Genomic DNA, 16,630 nt, shown 5'->3' with positions numbered 1-16,630 from the left:
AGTCGAGCCCGACGGGCGTGTGTTCGTCGTGTCCTCGCGCTTGGGACGCGGTGATTTTAAAATCAATGGGTTGGAATGTGTCCGCACATTCCGGGGCAGACCTGAGCAGGATTGCGCTTCATGGCCAGACGCAGAACGCCGGCATTCAACATCCCGAACCTCCTGACCTATGGCCGCATTCTTGCGGTGCCGGCAATCGTGCTGTGCTTTTTCCTGGAGGGGCGGCTGCAATCGAGCGACTTCGCCCGCTGGTCGGCGCTGGCGCTCTTCATCCTCGCCAGCATTACCGATTACTTCGATGGCTACCTGGCGCGCATCTGGAAGCAGACCTCGAATATCGGCAAGATGCTTGATCCCATCGCCGACAAGCTCCTCGTTTCCACCTGCCTTCTGCTTCTGGCAGCCGACACGGACCGCACCATCGCCGGATGGTCGCTCTGGGCGGCGATCATCATCCTGTGCCGCGAAATTCTCGTTTCTGGCCTGCGCGAATATCTCGCCGCACTCAAGGTCAGCGTTCCCGTGACGCAGCTCGCCAAATGGAAGACGACGATCCAGATGGTCGCCATCGCCTTCCTGCTGGCCGGCCCCGCCGGTGACAAGATCCTGCCCTACACCACCGAGATGGGCATTGTGCTTCTTTGGATCTCGGCCGTCGTGACGCTTTACACCGGTTATGACTATTTCCGCGCCGGGCTGAAGCATATTGTGGAGGAATGACCGTGAAACTCGTCTATTTCGCCTGGGTTCGTGAGCGCATCGGCCTGCCGGAAGAGACCGTTGACCTGCCCGCCGACGTCAAGACAGTGACGGACCTGCTCGCCTGGCTGAAAACCCGTGGCGAAAACTACGAAACCGCCCTTGAGCGGTCCGACGTGATCCGCGTCGCAATCAATCAGGAGCATGCCGAACACACGGCCGCCCTGCCCCGGAACGGTGAAGTGGCGCTCTTTCCGCCCATGACCGGGGGCTGACCATGACTGCGCCTTGTGAGCCTCTGGTGCGTGTTCAGGCAGAGGATTTCGACCCTGCCGCCGAAAGCCGCCGCCTGACCGAAGGCCGCCGCGACGTTGGCGCGGTGGTGAGCTTCACCGGGCTTTGCCGCGATGAGAACGGGCGGCTTGATGCGCTCGAACTCGAACACTATCCGGGCATGGCCGAGGCCGAGATCGCGCGCATCGCTGCCGAGGCGGCCGAGCGCTGGCCCCTGACCGGCCTGACGGTTATCCACCGGTTTGGCCGCATTGCCCCTGGGGAAAACATCGTGCTCGTGGTCGCTGCCTCCTCGCACCGCCGGGCTGCCTTCGAATCTGCCGATTTCCTCATGGATTTCCTCAAATCCCGCGCTCCTTTCTGGAAAAAAGAGCATGTTTCCGAGAAAAACAGCGGAGACTGGGTCGAGGCCAGGGCGGGCGATCTGGAAGACATGAAACGCTGGCAGCGCTGAGCGGACCTCTTCCTTTTACCCTTCACTAACGATAGCCGGCTTTTCTCCCGTTCCTAGACATTTGGGCAAGCCGTTACAGGTTATAGCTTTCCCCTGAGTTATCTTGGTGGGAGAGCAATGTCTGAGAATATCCAGACGATGCTGGCGACGCAGGCGGGCCTCGCCTGGTGGATCGCAGCTGGCGGCCTTCTTGGCTGTCTTGCGCTGGCCTATTGCCTGTTTCGCATGCGCTCACTCTATCGCGCGGTTCGTGACGAGCAGGTGAACCATCAGGAGCTGATCGACAATCTTTCCGAGGGCATCTACCGCTCGCTGCCCAACGGTCGCCAGCTGAGCGCCAACCCGGCGCTCGTACGCCTCAATGGCTATGACAGCGAAGCCGAGCTCCTGGCCGGCGTCACGGATATTGGCAGCGAATGGTATGTGGACCCGGCCCGCCGCGACGCGTTTCGCGCGGAGCTGGAGAAGAACGGCAAGGTCGAGAACTTCATCTCGGAGATCTATCGCCACAAGACGCGCGAGCGCATCTGGATCAGTGAATCGGCGCGTCTCGTGCGCGACCGCCGCACCGGCAAACCGCTCTATTATGAAGGATCGGTCCGCGAGATCACCGAAACCGTGAAGCGCCTGCGACTGCAGGACATGTTCGAAAAGCTGACATCGCAGCTTCCCGGCGGCCTGTTCCAGATGCTGCGGCGTAATGGCGGCCGGTTTTCCGTACTCTACACCTCGCGCGGTTTCCGTGATCTGCTCGGTTATGAGTATAATGCGGTGCCCGGCGACCCCAATTCGATCCTCCACATGGTGCATGCTGAAGACCGCGCACGGTATCTGGAGACGCTGCGCCAATCGGGCATGAACCTCTCCGCCTGGGAGTGCGAGTTCCGCCTGCATGCCGTCGATGGTTCGGAGAAATGGCTGCGCGTCGCCGCGATGCCCGAAAGCACCGAGGACGGCATCGTCTGGCACGGCTACCTCTCCGACACGTCTGCGCGCAGAAAAAACGAGCTCGAAATCGAGCGGCTTGCCTTCTTTGATCCGCTAACGGGCCTTCCCAACCGCCGCTGCCTTTTTGATGCGGTCGGCAAACAGATGGAGGCATGCAGCAGGAACGGCAATCGCGGCGCGATCCTCTTCATCGACCTCGACAATTTCAAGACGCTCAATGACACGATGGGGCACGATGTCGGCGACATCTTCCTCAAGCAGGTCGCCACGCGCCTGCAGGCAGCCGTCGCCCCGGGCGACACGGTCGGGCGTATCGGCGGCGACGAGTTCGTCATCGTCCTCTCTCTGAGCGATACCACCGCCGCCAGCGCCACGCGCAACGCGATTGTGGCGGCCAACCGTGTGCTTGCCGCCCTGCGCCAGGAGTTTACGCTTGGGCAGATGACCCATCGCACCTCCGCAAGCGTTGGCGTGCTCGTTTTCGATGGCAGCGAGCGCGGTCCCGAAGTTTTGATGAAGAATGCCGACATGGCCATGTATCAGGCCAAGAGTTCGGGCCGGAACAATGTCGCGCTGTTCGACCCGCGCGTTCTGCAAAAGGAGCGCAAACGCTTCCGCCTCCTGAGCGACATGCGCGGCGCGCTGGTAGAGAACAATCTGGAGCTCCACTACCAGCCGCAGGTGAACATGGCGGGGCATGTGGTGGGGGCCGAGGCGCTGTTGCGCTGGAACCACGCCGATCACGGCGCCCTGTCGCCAAGCGATTTCGTGGGACTGGCCGAACAGCACGGTCTCTCGGAGCTTCTGGGCCGCGGTGTCATCGAAACCAGTGTTCGAACCCTGGCTGAATGGAAGAAGAACCCGCGGCTGGAAGGGCTGCGCATGGCGGTGAACATCAGCCTCAAATCGCTGCGCGATCCGGATTTCGTCGCCTTCCTGCATGACCGGCTGGAAGAGCATGGGCTCAATCCGCAGCTTCTAACACTGGAGATGACGGAGCGTGTACTGACCAGCGACCAGATGCAGATCCAGCGCCGCATGAACGAGCTGAAGGCGCTTGGCGTGCGGCTATCGCTGGACGATTTCGGAACCGGCTATTCCTCCATCGCCTATCTGAAGAAACTGCCTTTCGACGAATTGAAGGTGGATGGCAGCTTCATCGCCGATATCGAAGCGAGCGAAAACAACCGCGCACTGGTGCAGAGCATGCTCGACATGGCCTCCACGCTCGGCCTTTCGGCCGTGGCGGAGCATGTTCAGACGGCCCGGCAGGAAGCGCTTCTGAAAGCATCCGGCTGCGCCTTCTTCCAGGGCTGGCTCTACGGGCGCGCCATGACGGGCGAGGACTTTGCCAGGTTCGTTCTCGACCGCAACCCCACCTCCATTCTGCGCTTTCCCGGCTCCACCCGGCAGGGCGCATAAAAAAACCGGGGCCTGAGCCCCGGTTTTCAAACTGGTGGTTCGTGATGAACCCTCAGAATTAGCCGACGATCTCGAGATCGGAGAACCAGTAACGGATCTCTTCAGCAGCCGTTTCCGGAGCATCGGAACCGTGGACGGAGTTTTCGCCGATCGAAGTGGCGAATTCCTTGCGGATGGTGCCCTCGTCAGCGTCTGCCGGGTTGGTGGCGCCCATCACTTCGCGGTTCTTCAGGATTGCGTTCTCGCCTTCGAGAACCTGAACGACGGTCGGGCCGGAAGACATGAACTCGCACAGTTCGTCAAAGAACGGACGCTCTTTGTGAACGGCGTAGAAGCCTTCTGCCTGACGGCGGCTCATCCACACGCGCTTGGAAGCGACGACGCGCAGGCCGGCGTCCTCGAGCTTCTTGGTGATTGCGCCGGTCAGGTTGCGCCTCGTTGCGTCCGGCTTGATCATAGAGAAAGTGCGTTCGATCGCCATGGTCTGTCCTTCGATTGTCTGGATTTAGGGCCTTGGCCCATGTTTGAAGATGGCGCGGTCTATAACCGGCCAGAGCCCACATGGGAAGGGCCAACGCCGCCTTGCATGATTTCAGCCCGCTGAACGGCGGTTTTCACACCCGATCCGTTATCTCTCCTTCATCGAAACGCGCCGACGCCGCTCATGCAGCCGGCACGCGACGGCCCAGACCGTCATGCAGCTCCAGACACCGCTCGAACCAGTGTGCGACGGGATCGTCCTCCACGATGAAAGGGAACGGCGATATGACGCGCGCCCACTGGAAAACGCCGGCCACGATATAATCGGCGAAGAGCGGTCCCTCCCCGCCCAGGAATGGTTGCCGCTTGACCACGGCGCGCAGCGGCACGAGCGCATCGCGAAACGCTTCAAGCCGCTCCTCGCGCCCCCGGGCGACATCCTCGAGCGCACCACCGAAGCGCGCCTCGCGGGTCTGGCGGAAATAGGCCTGGTCATCTTCTTCCAGAGCCGCGTGTATCTCCGGCAGAAGAGACGCGCCGACGAACGGGACAAGCGTTGCATTGGCCCATTTCTCGATGAAACGGGACAGCACCACGCCGCCCTCTCCGCCAAACAGGCTTGGCCGGTCCGGGTAGGCTTCTTCCAGATGGAGCGCGATGGCGAAGGAATCGCCGACCAGCGTTTCGCCATCCCGGATCAGCGGAACCGTTTTCGTGGCCCCGCCCTCGATTGCGCCGATCTGCGTGAAGGGCACTGGTACGGTCGTGAAATCGCGTCCCTTATGCGCCAGAGCAAACGCCACTTTCCAGCAATGCGGGCTGAAAGGACGCGCTGCATCCACGCCCACCAGTTCATAAAGTGTAATGGTCACAACTCGTCCTCTCGATTGCGATTGGCGCTGTCAGGTGCGAGAGGATTTCATAATCCGTTCGCCATGCAATACGCTGGGGCGAGATTCTCTTGTTCCAGCCTCCCGGACAAAGCAATGAAACAGCAATTTCAAATGTTGGCCGCCTACAATCTCTGGGCCAACGCCCGGATCTACGATGCAGCCGAGACGCTGGACCCCGACGCGCTTGATCGCGATATCGGCCTCTACTTCAAATCGCTGCTCAGAACCCTCAATCACATTCTGGTGGGCGACCTGATCTGGATGAAGCGCTTCACCGGCGAAGGCGCATCCCCCGGTGCGCTCGACACCATCCTGCACAGCGCGCTGCCCGCCCTGCGGATTGCCCGTGACGACGAAGACAAACGCATTGTGGAATGGATCGATAGTCTGGACGAGGCTGCGTTTTCAGGACGTTTTACCTATGTGACCGTTACGGATGTTCGCACGGTTTCACAGCGTCTTGCGCCCGCACTTGTGCATTTCTTCAATCACCAGACGCATCATCGCGGTCAGGCGCATGCCGCATTGTCGATACTGGGCGTGGAAGCACCGTCACTGGATCTCATATATTTCCACCGCACAAAAGACGGAGCAAGGTTCGCCTGACAAGCGACCACTCATTACAGACTTAAAGCAATAAAATTGATTATATATTTCACAAACTTCGACTCTACAATTAAACCTTCAACCCAATAGTACCCTTCACTTTTTCATATTGCCCCTACCATCCTTGAATGGACGAAAGCCGCCATCAAGGAGGAGAACCATGAACAAAGTGCAGAATGGAATTCTCGCAGGCGTGGCCAGCGGGGTCATTGCATTGGCCATGATCACCCCAAGTCAGGCGATTGATGTCAGCGTCGGCGGCATCTCCGCATCGGTAGATACGGATAACGGCCTTGGCGCCAGCGTCGGTGTGGATCAGGGCGGCACAAGCGCCGGTGTGGGCGCGTCAGTGGGCGGTGGCAGTGTGGCAGGCGTTGACGCCAATGCCTCTGTCGGCGGCGCGGCGAGCGTCTCCAGCAGCACGAGCGTGGGCGGAAGCGGCGGCGTGGTCGATTCCGGCACGACGGCTTCCCTCGGCGGCACCGGCGGCGTGAATGCCGGTGTCGACGCCAATATTGGCGGCGGCGGTGGCGGGATTGGTGTTGGCGTTGGTGTCGGCATTGGCCCGGGCGGCACAGGAACGCCCGGCACAGGAACACCCCGCGCGGGACGACCGGGCAGCACCAATACCGGCATTTTCAGCAGCGGCAACAATATCGGCCAGCGCGCGCTGAGCAGCATGAGCAATCAGCAGATCGCCGTCTATCGCAAACGCTGCGTCAGCATTCTGCGTGATCCGAACGCCTGGGATTATGCGCTGGTGCAGATGTGCAAGGCGCTTCGCCAGGCTGCGGCCCGCTAGGGTCAGAACCCGTTAATATGGCTGCAACAGGGGCTCCGCGTGCGGCCTAAATTCCATGGGCCACACCTGTCTGCTTTTGGCAACACTGAGGCGGTTCTGTTGCGTCAAGTCAGCTGCTTTTACAGTGACGTCTTGCCAGCCAGACGGCGAACCGTCAAAACGCCGTCATGTTGACGATTTCAAACCTTTCGCTGCGCATTGCCGGCCGCCTTCTGATCGACCAGGCATCGCTCTCCCTCCCCGCTGGCACCAAGGCGGGCATTGTCGGCCGCAATGGCACCGGCAAGACGACCCTTTTCCGCGCCATCACCGGAGACCTTGCCTCCGAGTCCGGCACGATCAGCCTGCCCAGGGGCATGCGCATCGGCCAGGTTGCGCAGGAAGCGCCGGGGACGGAAGAGCCGCTGATCGACATCGTTCTGCGTGCAGACACCGAACGCGAAGCGCTTCTGGCCGAGGCACAGACGGCAACCGACGCGCATCGCATCGCCGAGATCCAGACCCGGCTGACCGATATCGACGCCCACTCGGCGGAAGCGCGGGCAGCCGCGATCCTTTCCGGCCTGGGTTTCGACGCCGAAGCGCAGAAGCGCCCGGCCTCGTCGTTTTCCGGCGGCTGGCGCATGCGCGTGGCGCTGGCGGCGGTTCTCTTCACCCAGCCCGATCTTCTGTTGCTCGACGAACCGACCAACTATCTGGATCTGGAAGGCACGCTGTGGCTCGAGAACTATCTCTCGCGCTATCCGCATACCGTGCTCCTCATCAGCCATGATCGCGACCTGCTCAACCGGGCGGTCTCGTCCATCGTGCATCTGGAACACAAGAAGCTGACGTTCTGGCGCGGCGGCTACGACCAGTTCGCCAAGCAGTATGCCGAGAAGGCGGAGCTGCAGGAGAAGATGCGCGTCAAGCAGGACGCCCAGCGCAAGCACATGCAGGCCTTTGTCGACCGCTTCCGCTACAAGGCGTCGAAGGCGCGCCAGGCGCAGTCGCGCCTGAAGGCGCTGGAGCGCATGTCGCCCATGGCCGCCGTGCTGAACGAGACGGTGTTGCCTTTCCGTTTTCCCAATCCGGAGAAGGCCGTCGCCTCCCCGATCATCGCCCTTGATGGCGGAACGGTCGGCTACACGCCCGGCAAACCCGTTCTGCGTGGGCTCACGCTGCGCATCGACAATGATGACCGGATCGCGCTTCTCGGCTCCAACGGCAACGGCAAATCGACCTTCGCCAAACTGATCGCCGACCGGCTCACGCTCGAAAAGGGCACCAAGACCGTCGCGCCGGGGCTGAAGGTTTCGATCTTCGCGCAGCACCAGCTCGACGATCTGCGTCCCGATGAAGACGCCTATCAGCATCTGCGCCGGCTGATGCCGGATGCACCGGAGGCGAAGGTGCGGGCGCGGGTCGCGCAGTTCGGCCTGACGACGGAAAAGATGTCGACGCCGGCGCGCGATCTGTCGGGTGGCGAGAAGGCGCGGCTTCTGATGGGGCTTGCCACATTCGAGGCCCCGCACCTGCTCATCCTCGACGAACCGACCAACCATCTAGACATCGACAGCCGTGAAGCGCTGGTCGAGGCGCTCAACATGTTCGAGGGCGCGGTGATCCTCATCAGCCATGACCGGCACCTGATCGAGGCCACGGCCGACCGGCTGTGGATCGTGGGCGGCGGGACCGTATCGCCTTTCGACGGCGACATGGACGATTACCGCAGCCAGATGACCGGAGGCGCGAGCCGCAACCGGGAAAAGCGGGAAAGCGACAAGGCCTCCAAGGCCGACAAGCGCAAGGAGGCTGCGCGCAAGCGCGCCGCTCTCGAGCCCTTGTCCAAGGAGATCAAGGCGACCGAGGGACTGATCGACCGAACGCGCAAGCGGATCGAAGCCATTGAGGCGCGGCTTGCCGATACAAGCCTCTACGACAAGGAGCCGGAAAAGGTCTCTTCGCTCGCCAAGGAGCGTTCGGACCTTGCCGACATGCTTTCAAAGCATGAAGATCGCTGGCTGACGCTTTCCACCGAGTATGAGGAGGAAATGGCCTCGTGACACGCGCGCTTACCATCGGCTTCGATGCGGATGACACGCTCTGGCAGAATGAGCGCTTCTTCCGCATAACCGAAGCGCGCTTCGCCGAACTGCTTGGCGACTATGCCGATCCCGATCACCTGACGGAGCGGCTTCTCGATGCCGAGAAGCGCAATCTCGGAAAGTATGGTTTCGGCATCAAGGGCTTTACCCTGTCGATGATCGAAACCGCGATCGAGGTGACCGGGGGCCGTGTGCCGGTGGCGACCATTCAAAACATTCTCGACGCGGGGCGCGAGATGCTCGACCACCCGGTCGAGACCCTGCCCCATGCCCGCGAGGCGCTGGAGCGGCTTGTCGGTCGGCACCGGCTGGTGCTGATCACCAAGGGCGACCTCTTCGATCAGGAGCGCAAGCTGGCGGCTTCGGGTCTCGGCGACTGGTTCGACGCGGTCGAGATCGTCAGCGACAAATCACGCACGACCTATGAGCGGGTTTTTGCGGCCCATGGCGATGGCCCCGAACACGCGATGATGATCGGCAATTCGCTGAAGTCCGATGTGATTCCGGCCATTGAGGCCGGTTCGTGGGGTGTTTTCGTGCCGCATGACCTCACCTGGTCGCACGAGCATGCGGAAGCGCCGGAAGACGCGCCGCGCTTTCGCGAGATCGCGCATCTGGGCGAACTGGAAGAATTGCTCGCGGAGATCGGTTAGAGCGCCGTGCGTCCATTCGGGCGCACAAAGGGCACTCTAACCTCTTGAATCCACGCATCGTGCTTTCCGAAAATCGACCCCGATTTTCGGCCGATGCCTTAGCCCGGCTGAACATTCTGAAACGAAAAAGGGCTGCGCAAGGCAGCCCTTTTCGTATTGGTTCGACAAATGGACGGGAGGCCTCAGGCCTTCTTCTGCCAGCGCCGATCCGGCCCCTGCTGCCAGTAGGTGACGGCGTGGCCTGCCGATTTCAGCATCTTCCAGTGCTGGCGCGCGGCGTTGAGCTGGTCGGCATCGTGGCCATCGAACATGAGAACCGCACGTTCATAACCATCCACCGCGCCCGGATCCGCACCATCCACGAAAAATCGGATCTGCGCACCGTTTGGGTTGGCCGACACGTCGGTCAGAAGCACGGGCTGGTGTTCGGGATGCTCGTCCCGATCCGTGCCATGGGCGAGAAAGGCCTCCTCGCGCCATGTCCAAAGCCAGTTGTCGAGCGCCTCGCAGCGCTCCCGGCTTCCGGTCTGGATGGCCACCCTCCATCCCCTCTCGAGGCTTTTCTCCACCAGAGGAGGCAGCGCCTCCTCCAGCGTCGATTCGGTGAGGTGATAGAAGAGAACGTCCATCGACCTATTCGTAGCTGTCGGCCACGAGGCGGTCGAGCAGACGCACGCCGTAGCCCGAGCCCCAGGAGCGGTTGATCTCGCTGAGCGGCGCGCCCATGGCGGTTCCGGCGATATCCAGATGCGCCCATGCGCCGTCCTTGACGAAACGCTGGAGGAACTGGGCGGCCGTGATCGAGCCGGCCATGCGGCCGGACGAGTTCTTCATGTCGGCATTCTTCGAATCGATCAGCTTGTCGTATTCCTCGCCGAGCGGCATGCGCCACACCTTCTCGCCCGTCGTCTCGCCGGCGGCGGAGAGACGTTCGGCCAGCGTGTCGTCATTGCTGAAGAGACCCGCGCGGTGATGACCGAGCGCCACCATGATCGCGCCCGTCAGCGTGGCGAGATCGATCATGAACTGCGGCTTGTAGCGGTCATTGCAGTACCAGAGCACATCCGCGAGCACGAGACGGCCTTCCGCGTCCGTGTTGATGACCTCAATGGTCTGACCGGACATGGAGGTGACGATGTCGCCGGGGCGCTGGGCATTGCCGTCGGGCATGTTTTCCACGAGGCCGATCATGCCGATGGCGTTGACCTTCGCCTTGCGGGCGGCCAGCGCATGCATGACGCCGACAACGGCAGCCGCACCGCCCATGTCGCCCTTCATCTCTTCCATGCCGCCTGCCGGCTTGATGGAAATGCCGCCTGTGTCGAAGACGACGCCTTTGCCGATGAAGGCGACCGGCTTGTCCTTGGACTTGCCGCCGTTCCACTCGATGACCGCCAGACGCGGCGGACGCACGGAACCCTGCGCAACGCCGAGCAGCGAGCCCATGCCGAGCTTCTTCATCTCTTTTTCGGTGAGGATCTCGACCTTTGCGCCGAGCTTTTCGAGCTCCTTGGCCTTCGCGGCGAACTCGACCGGTCCCAGCACATTGGCGGGCTCATTGACGAGATCGCGGGCGACAAGAACGCCGTTCGCCACGGCCTCTGCCCGCACGAACGCCTTCTTGGCGGCGGACGGGTCAGCGCACTGAATGGTGATCTTGAGCTTCTTCGACGGCTTGTCATTGCCGTTGTCACGGCTCTTCGTCTTGTATTTGTCAAAACTGTAGGTGCGCAGCAGCATGCCGAGCGCGATATTGGCGGCATCCTCGGCGCTGACCTCGGCACCATCGAGATCGGCGACAACGCTGACAGCATCGGCAGATTTCGCGGCGGCAAGGGCGGCGCCCCCGATCTTCACCCAGCTTTCCTCGCCGAGTTCGTCCGTCTTGCCTGCGCCGATCGCGGTCAACCGGTCAAGATGCGAGCCGGCCGGCGCCAGAACCTCAACGCTCTTTGCCAGTTTCCCGGAAAAGCCGGACACCTCGAAGGCGCGCGCCAGAACGCCTTCCGGATCGCAGGCCTTCGCATTGTCTCCCAGTCCGCCACCCTGCGAAGCCAGGACAATGGCGGTGCCCTTTTCGGGCATTGCGAACTTGGCGAAAGAGACGCTCGGTCTGTCGGTCATGATAATTCCCAGATTTGCGTGATTTCTCGTTTTGAGAGATGCCGGCGATCTTGGAGGTTTTATGAAGATTGGCAAGGGCTGTGCCGAGGCGCATTCTGTTTTTTCGCGCGCGCAATCATTGATTGCGGTGCGGCTATTGGGCAGTAAGCAATCTGTTAACTGCGTTTGTTTCGCTTTTTCTAACCAATCCCGCCCACTGTCACCCCTGGGACAAGAAATGGTGGGCCGCCCTTCAAAGCCGGCAGTTGAGCATTGTGCACGTGGAAGCGGGCCGTTAGGTTCGCGCGCGCCGGTTGAGGGCTGTTCCAACGAAACGGATTGCCGATTTCCATGCGGGTAATCGAACTTTACATCATGCGCCGTACCTTCGCGCTGTTCGCAGCCGCGTTGCTGTGGGTGCTCGCGCTGGTGTGGACCACCCAGGTCCTGAACCGCATCGACCTTGTGACCGATAGCGGCCAGTCGGCCGGCACGTTCTTCATGGTCGCCGCCCTTGTCCTGCCTGCCGTCATTCCCATCGTGATCCCCTTCGCGCTCGGCATTGCCGTGGCGCAGACGCTCGCCACCATGAATTCCGATTCGGAACTGGTCGTCATCAATGCGTCGGGCGCGCCGCGCGCCACCATCATCCGGCCGATCCTGATCATCGCCATCGGCGCCAGCGTTGCATCCTTCCTGATCAACAACACGGTTGAGCCCGCGTCCCGCCAGGCCTTTCGCACGCTGCTTGCCAATGCCCGCGCCGACCTGATCACCACGGTTCTTCAGGAAGGCAGCTTCCAGAAAGTGGATGACGGTCTCTTCGTTCAGGTATCGGAACGCCTTCCCAACGGTCTTCTGGGCGGAATTTTCGTCGCCGATTCGCGCGAAGAGAACACCAAGCTCATTTATCATGCGCGCACAGGTGCTGCCGTTGAACGCGATGGCGGCTCCATTCTGGTCATGCAGGACGGCATGGTGCAGCGGCAGTCGGCGAATGGCGACGTCTCGACGATCCGCTTTGATTCCTACGCCTTCGACCTCTCGCAGTTTTCCAGCAGCGGCGGCGGTGAACCCACCCTGCACCCCAAGGACCGTTCCCTCGCCTTCCTCCTGAATCCCGACCCGGACGACCAGTTCTACAAGAAGTCGCCACAGATCTTCCGGGCGGAACTTCACATGCGCTTCTCCGAATGGCTCTACCCGCTGGTCTTCGCCATGATCGGGCTGGCCGTGGCCGGCGATGCGCGCTCCTTCCGCGAGGCCCGGCTGCACCCGATGGTGACCACGATGGTGATCGCGCTGCTTGTGCGGTGGGTCGGGTTCTATTCGGGCACCGAGGCCGAAAGCTCGCGCGTTTTCTCCTTCGTGCTCTATGCCGCCCCGCTTTTGATGATTGGCGTATGCGCATTCTTCATCTTCACAAATCGTGTGATGGAACTGCCGACACACTGGGTTGAGAAGCTCAACGCACGGACACAGAAACTGACCGAGGCAATGACCCGCCTTCGCATCAAGCTGGCCAGCAAGCGCTCGCCCGAAGGAGGTCGCGGATGATCGGCCTGACACTTGGCGGCTATTTCTTCCGCCGCTACGCCTCGATTGCAGCCTGGAACTTTTTCGGCATCGGTCTTCTGATCTTCATCGTGACCTTTGCCGAGGTTTCGAGCCGCTCGGCGGGATTGCCGGGCTACACGCCGCAATGGGCTTTTTCGCTGGCCGCGCTGCAGACACCGATCATCCTTTTGCAGGCGATCCCCTTCATCGGTCTGATTGCGGCCATGGCCACGCTCATCAGTCTCAACCGCAAGTATGAGCTTGTGGTGGCGCGTGCGGCGGGCGTTTCAGCCTGGCAGTTCCTCACGCCCATCGCATTCGGCTCCTTCGTTTTCGGCGTGATCGCCGTTGCCGCGCTGAACCCGCTGGCAGCCAACGGCTTTGCCCAAGCGCAGCTTGTCGAGGCCGAGGTGCGCGGGGCAAAGAGCACAACCAATTCCGAAGCCGAACAGTGGCTCAAACAGCGTACGGGCAATGAGGAAACCATCATCGGTTCCACCTCTGTCCTCAGCGGCGGGCAGACCCTGATTCGCCCGACTTTCTTCCGAATCGATGCCGATGGACGCATCTATGAGCGACTCGACGCCGAACGCGCATTTCTGCGCGATGGTTTCTGGGAATTGCAGGACGTGTCACGTCGCCGCGGTACCGCTGCGGCAGAACGTATCGCAACGCTGCAGATCGAAACGAATCTCCAGCCAGAATTCGTTGGCGAGCAGCTTGCGCGCCCTGAAGCGACATCCATCTATGCACTGCCTGGAAAGATCGAAGTCGCGCGCTCCTTCGGGCTCAAGGCAAACGCCTTTGCCACGCATTTTCATTCACTTGTAGTATTACCCCTCCTGCTCGTCGCCATGACGCTGATTGCCGCTACGGTATCCATGAGATTTACGCGAATGGGACAGTCAGCAACGGTGATTCTGGGTGGAATCCTCGCCGGCTTTCTGCTTTATGTGGTTTCGGTCCTGGTCAAGGCGTTCGGTAGCGCCGGAGTTGTACCTCCGGTTGTAGCTGCCTGGACGCCTGTGGTCGTGGCGATGTTCTATGGGGTGACTTTCCTATTGTACAAGGAGGACGGTTAGTGGGGGTTTCGGCAAACAGAGCCGGCATGTCCGCACGGTTAGCGCATTTGATGGGCGCGACCGCGTTGGCGACCTTGTGCACCTATGCATTGCTTCCGCAGGTCACTGCCCTGGCGCAGACCGGCGGGCTGGACGTATCGGACCTTCCGCAAGACGCACAGATGCTGCTGACGGCGGACAATCTCATTTACGACAACGATCAGAGCACGATCACTGCCGCCGGCGGTGTGCAGATCGAATATGCCGGAAACAATCTCGTTGCAGACCGGGTCGTCTATGACCGGGCAACGTCCCGCGTTGTTGCGCGCGGCCGTGTGCAAATCATCGAGAAAGACGGCAACAAGATCTACGCAGACGAGATCGACGTCACGGACGACTTCCGCGACGGCTTCGTCAATGCGCTGCGCGTCGAGACTGTCGACAAGACCTATTTTGCCGCCGAGAGCGCCGAGCGCTCAGGCGGTCGGCTGACCACCTTCAACAATGGTGTCTACACCGCGTGCGAACCCTGCCGCGACAAACCCGGCAAACCGCCGATCTGGCAGATCAAGGCACAGAAGATCATCTGGAACGGTGAATCCAAGACAGTTCGTTTTGAGCGTTCGCGATTCGAATTCTTCGGCATGCCGATTGCCTACCTCCCCTATCTCGAGGTGGCGGACCCGACGGTGAAGCGCAAAACGGGCTTCCTGATTCCTAGCGCTTCATACAATGACGAGCTCGGCTTCGGCGTCAGCGTTCCCTATTACCTTGCGCTCTCGCCTACGTATGACCTTACGGTAACAGGCACCTACTATACGAATCAGGGCTTCCTTGGCGAAGCCGAGTGGCGTCAGCGTTTCGACAACGGCCAGTACAGCGTCAAGATTGCCGGCATCAAGCAGCAGGACCCCGAGGCCTGGAGCCCGAACACGGTCAATGGCAGCGAAGACGGCCGCGGCATGATCGGCTCCAAGGGCCAGTTCCGCGTCAATCCGCGCTGGACCTTCGGCTGGGACGTGCTTGCGCAGACCGACAAGAACTTCTCGCGCACCTATGGCATCGGCGGGTTCTCGGACACTGTTCAGACATCCCAGCTTTATCTGACCGGCCTTGATGACCGGAACTTCTTCGACCTGCGCGCCTACCATTTCGACATTCAGGAAGACGTTCTGGACTCGTCACCGAGATCGCGTGACGATCAGCAGCCCTGGGTTCTGCCGACCTTTGACTATTCCTATACACCGGACATGTCGGTGGCTGGCGGCGAACTCAATCTCGATATCAATGTTCAGAACATCTATCGTGATCAGCTGAGCCTCAACAAGGTCAACGGCATCAACCCGAACGACACGTCACGCATCGACGGTATGGATGGGCTTGCCAGCCGCATGACCGCCGAAGCCGAGTGGAAGCGCTCTTTCGTCACGTCGGGCGGTCTCGTCGTGACCCCGCTTCTGCAGGCCCGTGGCGACGCGATCTATACCGATTATGATGCCACCACGGTCAATGGCATCACCAGCTTCGAGCTGAATGGCACCCCGGTCGGCAGCGATATGCGCTCCTCCTACTATCGCTACATGGCGACGGCAGGTCTGGAAGCGCGCTGGCCGATCCTTTTCTCGACCACGAGCGCCAGCCACGTGCTGGAACCCGTGGCGCAGATCTTCGTCCGGCCCGACGCTCCCTATCAGGACAAGCTCGGCATTCCGAACGAAGATGCGCAGTCGCTCGTGTTCGACGCGACGACGCTGTTCGAGCGTGACAAGTTCTCCGGCTATGACCGCATTGAGGGTGGTACGCGCGCCAATGTCGGCATCCGCTACTCCGGCAGTTTCGCCAATGGCTGGACTGCTCAGGGCCTCTTCGGTCAGTCCTACCAGATTGCCGGCGCGAACCCCTATGCGGCTCCTGATCTGGTCAATGTCGGCGCCTATTCCGGCCTTGAGACGGACGTCTCCGACTTTGTCGGCATGATCGGTTTCGCCAGCCCGGGCGGCTTTGCATTCTCCGCCGGTGCACGGTTCGACGAGGAGACCTTCGACGTACGCCGTACCGACCTGAAGACCGCCGCCACCGTTGGCGCTGTCACCGGTTCGTTGCAGTACGCCTATATCGAAGCTCAGCCACAATACGGGTTTGAAACCGACCGACAGGAAGTGACGGGCGTCGCGAGGATCAAGTTCGACGAGAACTGGAGCGGTTTTGCTTCGGGCACTTACGACATCGAGAGCGAGACGGTCGTCAAGAACGACTACGGGTTCTCCTATGGCGATGAGTGCTTCATCTATTCGATGACCTATTCGCGCAGCGAAAACCGCGTGACCAAGGAAACCGACCATTCGTTCGGCTTCCGCGTGTCGCTGCGCACCATCGGCGATTTCGGCACCAGCAGCGGCGACTTCGGTTCGAGCTTCTGAGGCTGTGAGCCTTTGAACAGGCAGGCCGGGAGCTTCGCTTCCGGCCTCATTTGGACATGACCTCCCCTAAAGTCATGATTTTGCCCCAGGCTGGCGGATAAAACGGTCCAAGGGACTGTAGCTCCAGTGCATTTGCTGTTATCCCAGACGC

The 16,630-nt window shown here is 61.1% G+C and carries 15 protein-coding genes; 11 read left to right on the top strand and 4 right to left on the bottom strand.

The genetic code is table 11. The features are described 5' to 3' along the window. Positions 1-120: 120 nt before the first annotated feature. The 4 genes from pgsA (at position 121) to JYP46_RS04555 (ending at position 3,817) form a co-directional block, all read left to right on the top strand. Positions 121-720 (top strand): CDP-diacylglycerol--glycerol-3-phosphate 3-phosphatidyltransferase, encoded by a 600-nt coding sequence (gene pgsA / locus JYP46_RS04570; protein WP_113154734.1) that lies wholly within the window; start codon positions 121-123, stop codon positions 718-720. Then, positions 717-974, top strand: a complete 258-nt coding sequence (moaD, locus tag JYP46_RS04565) for a molybdopterin converting factor subunit 1 (RefSeq protein ID WP_206546656.1) — start codon at positions 717-719, stop codon at positions 972-974. The genes pgsA and moaD overlap by 4 nt, the downstream gene beginning before the upstream one ends. Before the next feature lie 2 nt (positions 975-976). Continuing rightward, positions 977-1,447: a molybdenum cofactor biosynthesis protein MoaE gene (locus JYP46_RS04560; RefSeq protein ID WP_206546655.1), complete on the top strand. Its 471-nt coding sequence runs from the start codon at positions 977-979 to the stop codon at positions 1,445-1,447. A 117-nt stretch (positions 1,448-1,564) separates the two neighbouring features. After that, positions 1,565-3,817 carry a putative bifunctional diguanylate cyclase/phosphodiesterase gene (locus JYP46_RS04555; protein WP_206547390.1) on the top strand — a complete coding sequence of 751 codons (2,253 nt, stop codon included), beginning with the start codon at positions 1,565-1,567 and terminating at the stop codon, positions 3,815-3,817. A 58-nt stretch (positions 3,818-3,875) separates the two neighbouring features. Here the strand turns inward: JYP46_RS04555 and ndk are convergent, their stop codons facing one another. Then, positions 3,876-4,298: a nucleoside-diphosphate kinase gene (gene ndk, locus JYP46_RS04550; RefSeq protein WP_206547389.1), complete on the bottom strand. Its 423-nt coding sequence runs from the start codon at positions 4,296-4,298 to the stop codon at positions 3,876-3,878. A gap of 181 nt (positions 4,299-4,479) precedes the next feature. Then, a complete protein-coding gene (locus JYP46_RS04545; RefSeq protein ID WP_206547388.1) occupies positions 4,480-5,169 on the bottom strand; it encodes a glutathione S-transferase family protein in 690 nt (229 codons plus the stop codon). Positions 5,170-5,283: 114 nt separating this feature from the next. On the opposite strand from JYP46_RS04545, the gene JYP46_RS04540 reads away from it, so the two are divergent. The 4 genes from JYP46_RS04540 to JYP46_RS04525 all read left to right on the top strand — a co-directional run bounded on the left by JYP46_RS04540 (position 5,284) and on the right by JYP46_RS04525 (position 9,338). Continuing rightward, positions 5,284-5,796 (top strand): DinB family protein, encoded by a 513-nt coding sequence (locus tag JYP46_RS04540; protein ID WP_206547387.1) that lies wholly within the window; start codon positions 5,284-5,286, stop codon positions 5,794-5,796. A gap of 160 nt (positions 5,797-5,956) precedes the next feature. Next, entirely contained in the window at positions 5,957-6,598 is a 642-nt protein-coding gene (locus JYP46_RS04535; RefSeq protein WP_206547386.1) for a hypothetical protein, read from the top strand. A 167-nt stretch (positions 6,599-6,765) separates the two neighbouring features. Further along, entirely contained in the window at positions 6,766-8,643 is a 1,878-nt protein-coding gene (locus JYP46_RS04530; protein WP_113154726.1) for an ABC-F family ATP-binding cassette domain-containing protein, read from the top strand. After that, on the top strand, positions 8,640-9,338 hold the full coding sequence (locus tag JYP46_RS04525; protein WP_206547385.1) for an HAD family hydrolase: 699 nt from the start codon (positions 8,640-8,642) through the stop codon (positions 9,336-9,338). Before JYP46_RS04530 ends, JYP46_RS04525 begins: the two co-directional genes overlap by 4 nt. 182 nt (positions 9,339-9,520) lie before the next feature. Here JYP46_RS04525 and JYP46_RS04520 read toward each other — a convergent pair whose 3' ends face one another. Together JYP46_RS04520 and JYP46_RS04515 are read right to left on the bottom strand one after the other, a co-directional pair. After that, positions 9,521-9,967, bottom strand: a complete 447-nt coding sequence (locus tag JYP46_RS04520; protein WP_206547384.1) for a DNA polymerase III subunit chi — start codon at positions 9,965-9,967, stop codon at positions 9,521-9,523. A gap of 4 nt (positions 9,968-9,971) precedes the next feature. Further along, positions 9,972-11,462, bottom strand: a complete 1,491-nt coding sequence (locus JYP46_RS04515) for a leucyl aminopeptidase (RefSeq protein ID WP_206547383.1) — start codon at positions 11,460-11,462, stop codon at positions 9,972-9,974. 330 nt (positions 11,463-11,792) lie between these two features. On the opposite strand from JYP46_RS04515, the gene lptF reads away from it, so the two are divergent. From lptF to JYP46_RS04500, 3 genes are read left to right on the top strand one after another with little or no spacing between them, the layout of a single operon-like run. Then, positions 11,793-12,998: an LPS export ABC transporter permease LptF gene (lptF, locus tag JYP46_RS04510; RefSeq protein ID WP_113154723.1), complete on the top strand. Its 1,206-nt coding sequence runs from the start codon at positions 11,793-11,795 to the stop codon at positions 12,996-12,998. Further along, positions 12,995-14,080: an LPS export ABC transporter permease LptG gene (gene lptG, locus JYP46_RS04505; RefSeq protein ID WP_113154722.1), complete on the top strand. Its 1,086-nt coding sequence runs from the start codon at positions 12,995-12,997 to the stop codon at positions 14,078-14,080. Before lptF ends, lptG begins: the two co-directional genes overlap by 4 nt. A 26-nt stretch (positions 14,081-14,106) precedes the next feature. After that, positions 14,107-16,479, top strand: a complete 2,373-nt coding sequence (locus JYP46_RS04500; RefSeq protein WP_222473871.1) for an LPS-assembly protein LptD — start codon at positions 14,107-14,109, stop codon at positions 16,477-16,479. Positions 16,480-16,630: the final 151 nt, after the last annotated feature.

It is taken from the genome of Nitratireductor aquimarinus, from assembly GCF_017255295.1.
GTDB lineage: Bacteria > Pseudomonadota > Alphaproteobacteria > Rhizobiales > Rhizobiaceae > Nitratireductor > Nitratireductor aquimarinus.
The sequence above is the reverse complement of the archived record's forward strand: the minus strand, read 5'-3'. Positions and strand labels throughout refer to the sequence as shown.

Excerpts from the sequence above, each read along its gene's own strand:
- pgsA (WP_113154734.1), top strand. The coding sequence starts at position 121 with ATGGCCAGACGCAGAACGCCGGCATTCAACATCCCGAACCTCCTGACC.
- moaD (WP_206546656.1), top strand. The coding sequence starts at position 717 with ATGACCGTGAAACTCGTCTATTTCGCCTGGGTTCGTGAGCGCATCGGC.
- JYP46_RS04560 (WP_206546655.1), top strand. The coding sequence starts at position 977 with ATGACTGCGCCTTGTGAGCCTCTGGTGCGTGTTCAGGCAGAGGATTTC.
- JYP46_RS04555 (WP_206547390.1), top strand. The coding sequence starts at position 1,565 with ATGTCTGAGAATATCCAGACGATGCTGGCGACGCAGGCGGGCCTCGCC.
- ndk (WP_206547389.1), bottom strand. The coding sequence starts at position 4,298 with ATGGCGATCGAACGCACTTTCTCTATGATCAAGCCGGACGCAACGAGG.
- JYP46_RS04540 (WP_206547387.1), top strand. The coding sequence starts at position 5,284 with ATGAAACAGCAATTTCAAATGTTGGCCGCCTACAATCTCTGGGCCAAC.
- JYP46_RS04535 (WP_206547386.1), top strand. The coding sequence starts at position 5,957 with ATGAACAAAGTGCAGAATGGAATTCTCGCAGGCGTGGCCAGCGGGGTC.
- JYP46_RS04530 (WP_113154726.1), top strand. The coding sequence starts at position 6,766 with ATGTTGACGATTTCAAACCTTTCGCTGCGCATTGCCGGCCGCCTTCTG.
- JYP46_RS04520 (WP_206547384.1), bottom strand. The coding sequence starts at position 9,967 with ATGGACGTTCTCTTCTATCACCTCACCGAATCGACGCTGGAGGAGGCG.
- JYP46_RS04515 (WP_206547383.1), bottom strand. The coding sequence starts at position 11,462 with ATGACCGACAGACCGAGCGTCTCTTTCGCCAAGTTCGCAATGCCCGAA.
- lptF (WP_113154723.1), top strand. The coding sequence starts at position 11,793 with ATGCGGGTAATCGAACTTTACATCATGCGCCGTACCTTCGCGCTGTTC.
- lptG (WP_113154722.1), top strand. The coding sequence starts at position 12,995 with ATGATCGGCCTGACACTTGGCGGCTATTTCTTCCGCCGCTACGCCTCG.
- JYP46_RS04500 (WP_222473871.1), top strand. The coding sequence starts at position 14,107 with ATGTCCGCACGGTTAGCGCATTTGATGGGCGCGACCGCGTTGGCGACC.